At 70.0% G+C, this 1,259-nt stretch carries 1 protein-coding gene; it reads right to left on the reverse strand.

Translation table 11 applies throughout. From position 1 onward, the window contains the following. Positions 1 to 1,259: pyruvate kinase (gene pyk / locus MCM47_RS41025; RefSeq protein ID WP_238951858.1), on the reverse strand; the 1,259-nt coding region annotated here is incomplete at both ends.

Genomic DNA, 1,259 nt, shown 5'->3' on the forward strand with positions numbered 1-1,259 from the left:
GGTGGTGGACCTGGACCATGTTGGTGTTGCCGGGGACGCCGGGCGGCGAGCCGGCGGTGACGATGACGGTGTCGCCCTCGCCCAGCTCACCCATGCGCAGCAGCTCGCGGTCGACCTGCGCGACCATCTCGTCGGTCGAGCCGACCTGCTCGGTCACGTACGCCTGCACGCCCCAGCTCAGCGAGAGCTGGTTGCGGGTGGCGGCGTCCGGGGTGAACGCGATGACCGGGATCGGCGAGCGGTAGCGGGAGAGCCGGCGCGCGGTGTCACCGGACTTGGTGAACGCGACCAGCGCCCTGCCGTTGAGGAAGTCGCCCAGCTCGCAGGCGGCGCGGGCGATCGAGCCGCCCTGGGTGCGCGGCTTGCGGCCCGGGTTCAGCGGCTGCAGGCCCTGGCCGAGCAGCTCCTCCTCGGCCTTCTCGCAGATCCGGCTCATGGTGCGGACCGTCTCGACCGGGTACTTGCCGACGCTGGACTCGGCGGAGAGCATCACCGCGTCGGCGCCGTCCAGGATGGCGTTGGCGACGTCGGAGACCTCGGCGCGGGTCGGGCGCGAGGCGTGGATCATCGACTCCATCATCTGGGTGGCGACGATGACCGGCTTGGCGTTGCGGCGGGCCAGGGTGATCAGCTGCTTCTGGACCAGCGGCACCCGCTCCAGCGGGTACTCGACGGCCAGGTCGCCACGGGCCACCATGATGGCGTCGAAGGCGAGGACGATCTCCTCCATGGCCTCGACGGCCTGCGGCTTCTCGATCTTGGCGATGACCGGCACGCGGATGCCGACCTCGTCCATGACCTCGTGGACGTCCTTGATGTCGGCCGCGTTCCGGACGAAGGAGAGGGCGATCATGTCGACGCCCAGCTCCAGGGCGAAGCGCAGGTCGTCCTTGTCCTTCTCGGACAGGGCGGGCACGTTCACGGCCGCGCCGGGCAGGTTGATGCCCTTGTTGTTCGAGAGCACGCCGCCCTCGACCACCACGGTCTTCACCCGCGGGCCGTCGACGCTGACGACCTCCAGGGCGATGACGCCGTCGTTGATCAGGATCGGGTCGCCGGGCTTCACGTCGCCGGGCAGGCCCTTGTAGGTGGTGCCGCAGATGTGCTGGTCGCCGGGGACGTCCTCGGTGGTGATGGTGAACTCGTCGCCGTTGTCGACGGTCACCGGGCCGTTGGCGAAGGTCGCCAGACGGATCTTGGGACCCTGGAGGTCGGCAAGGACGCCGATGGCCTTGCCGGTGTCCTCCGAGACCTGGCGG

It is taken from the genome of Kitasatospora sp. A2-31 (genome assembly GCF_022288725.1).
Taxonomy (GTDB): domain Bacteria; phylum Actinomycetota; class Actinomycetes; order Streptomycetales; family Streptomycetaceae; genus Kitasatospora.